1 protein-coding gene and 1 pseudogene are annotated in these 3,023 nt (G+C 64.8%); one reads left to right on the top strand and one right to left on the bottom strand.

Annotated features, from left to right (window positions below; translation table 11 throughout):
* Positions 1 to 2,458: dockerin type I domain-containing protein (locus tag ACIRA7_RS16280; RefSeq protein ID WP_396221885.1), on the top strand; the 2,458-nt coding region annotated here is incomplete at its 5' end.
* A gap of 280 nt (positions 2,459 to 2,738) precedes the next feature.
* Here the strand turns inward: ACIRA7_RS16280 and ACIRA7_RS16275 are convergent.
* Positions 2,739 to 3,023 (bottom strand): annotated as a pseudogene (locus ACIRA7_RS16275) (cell filamentation protein Fic); the annotation flags it as partial.

The following is a 3,023-nucleotide window of genomic DNA, read 5'->3' as shown; positions in this document are numbered from 1 at the left end:
GGCGTTTGGGGCGGGTGTGCCGAGCGTGGTGCAGGGGCAGGTGGTGGAGCAGCGTGAAGCCGGCTTCGAGGTGCGGCGTGAGTGGATGGAACAGCTGCGGGCGTATCCGTTCGGCGAGTACACGCAAAACCCGGTGTATGCCGCGCGCGCCGCGGTATTCGGCGCCGCGTCTCGCGCGCCGGCTGGTGCGGCCGCTGGCGCCACAGCGAGTGCCGCCTCCAGCATGCTGGTGCCGCCGTGGCGCGCACTGGGGCCGTTCGGCTTCCAGACCAGCGGCTTTTACGGGTCGTCGCCGAACGCCGATGGCGGCCGTATTCGTGCCATCGCCATCCACCCTACCAATCCGAGCATCGTGTATGCCGGCGCGGCCAGTGGAGGCGTGTGGCGCACGAACAACGGCGGTGCCACGTGGACACCGATCAGCGACAGCCAGTGCTCGCTCAACATCGGTTCGATCGCGATCGATCCGGTAAATCCGAGTATCGTGTACGTGGGCACGGGTGAGCCGGCGCAGTCGAACGGCTGCGGCCTGCTGCGTTCGTTCGACGGCGGCACGACGTGGACCGAGATCAATGGTGGTGGCGTGTTGGCGCCGGTGAATGGCACACAGACCACGCGCGCGTACCGTATTCGCGTGGCACCGAGCGTGGCCGGCACGCAGGGCACGAGCGTGGTGCTGTACGCGGCCAGCAATGGACTGCATCGCAGCATCAACAGCGGATCGGCGTGGGCCACGGTGCTGTCGGGGTTCGTGACCGATGTGGAGTTCGATCCGGCCGACGACAACATCGTGTGGGCCGCCCGCGCCGGTGCCGGCACGACGGCGAATGGCGTGTACCGCAGCACCGATCGCGGGGCCACGTGGAGCCAGGTGTACTCCACCGGTAACACGGTGCAGCGCATCTCGCTGGCCGTTACCCCGAATGCGCCGAACGCCGTGTGGGCGGTGGAGGTGGTGAATTCGCGCATGGACAAGCTGGTGCGTCTTAATGGGGCGAATGCCACGCCCACGGTGCTCGCGGCCCAAGGCGTGTACGGCGGGCAGCCACGCCTCGACTTCGGCACGCAGAGCACGTACAACCTGGTGCTCGAGGTGGACCCGCAGGATGCGAACACGGTGATCCTTGGCGGATCGCGCATCTATCGCTCGCGTGATGGCGGGCAATCGTTTTCGGCGATCGCGTACGACTTACATGTGGACTGGCACGCGTTCGAGTACGCGCCGAGCGATCCGAACGTCATTGTGGGCGGCTGCGACGGCGGGGTGCATGCGTCGTACGATCGCGGCAATAGCTGGGTGAATCGCAACACCAATATCTCGGTCACGCAGTTCTATCCCGGCATCGCGGTGCACCCCACGATTCCGGATTTCCTCGCCGGTGGCTTGCAAGACAACAGCTCGCTGTGGGGGTTCGGCTCGAGCTTCTGGACGATGTCGGCGCCCAGTGGTGATGGAGGATGGAATGCCTTCAGCCCTACCAATGCCAACGTGTTCTGGACCACCAGCTACGTCACGAACTTCATCGTGCGCGTGACGCGTAATCCGCTCGGCACGAGCATCAGCCAGGTGCAGCGCGGCTTCACCAGCACCGACCGCAAGGCATTCCTGTCGCCGATGGTGATCGACCCGCTCAACTCGACGACGCTGTATTACGCGACGTACCGACTGTGGCGCACGCAGAACGAGGGCGTGCAATGGGCCGCGCTCACCGGTGATCTCACGAAGGGTGGCATCGGGACCATTACCAGTGTCGCGGTTTCACCGGTGGATTCGCGCGTGATCTGGGTGGGCACCAGCGACGGCAACGTGCAGCTGTCGCAAGACGGCGGTACGACGTTTGCGCTGGTCTCGAGCACGTTGCCGAACCGTGCGGTCACCGATGTCGCTCCCGATGTCGCGGCAGCTGGTCGCGCCGTGATTACGTATTCCGGCACCGGCACCGGGCATGTGTACTCCACCGACGACTTCGGCGCGAACTGGGTGAATCTCACGGGGACGTTGCCGGACATCCCGTTCAACGCCGTGGTCGCGGTGCCGGGAACGTCGCGGCTGTTCGTGGGTGCCGACGTCGGGATTTATGAATCGACCGACAACGGCGCCTCGTGGATCGTGGCGAATCAGGGCTTTCCGAATGCGAGAGTGCTGGACCTGGTGTACCAGCAGGCTACCGGCAACCTGTACGCCAGCACCTACGGTCGCGGACTGTGGGCCACGACGATCACGGCCGGCGCGAGCGTGCTGCGCGGCGATGTGAACGCGGATGGAGCCGTGAACGCCTTTGACGCATCGCTGGCGCAACAGGCGCTGGTGGGCGTGCTGCCGGCCAGTGCGCCGAACCCGATGCCTCGCGCGGATGCGAACTGTAACGGCGTTCTGGATTCAGGTGACGTGCTGTCGATTCTGCAGTTCGCGGTGGGGGCGGCGGCACCAACGCTGTGCGTGGGGACACAGCGGTAAGGGCGCGGAACGGCCCAGTACTGAGTGAACTGAATTCAGGCGTCAGACTGGGTATAGTGGTCAGAGTTGAGCAGCTACAGTGCTCGGTGCCGAGCATTTCCTGACGGCGCGTGCGAGGGCGGGGATCGGTTGATATCCCCGCCCTCGTGAATCGTCAGCTCCACGAAACCCGCTCGGTACTGTGGACTGTCGTTGCTGAATTCCGACCACTATACCCAGTCTGACGCCGGAGTTCAGAGTACTGAGTACTCCGACTGGGCAGTTCCGCGCTGTTCAGCCTTCAGCGTTCGCGCAACACCGGCAGTCTCAGCACACTCTCGCTGCTGGGTCGTACAAACGCGTTCGTCTCGGCCATCGCTGCTTCGGCGTTGGCTAGGCTCGTCCAGTCGATCGAGGCCGTCCACCGTTGCGCGAAGTCAAGGACCTTGATGAGTGCGCGTGGTTCTCCTCCGCGGCTCAGGGTCCGAAGTCCGGTAAGGTAGTCGTCTCGGTACACCGTCGGGATGATCATGCGCGCCTCGTTGGCCGCGACGAGTTCAGCGTTCATGAACGCCCGTGCGATTCG

It is taken from the genome of Gemmatimonas sp. (assembly GCF_044376735.1).
In the GTDB taxonomy this organism is placed as follows: Bacteria; Gemmatimonadota; Gemmatimonadetes; order Gemmatimonadales; family Gemmatimonadaceae; genus Gemmatimonas.
Note: the sequence above shows the minus strand (reverse complement) of the source record. Positions and strands in the feature narration are given on the sequence as shown.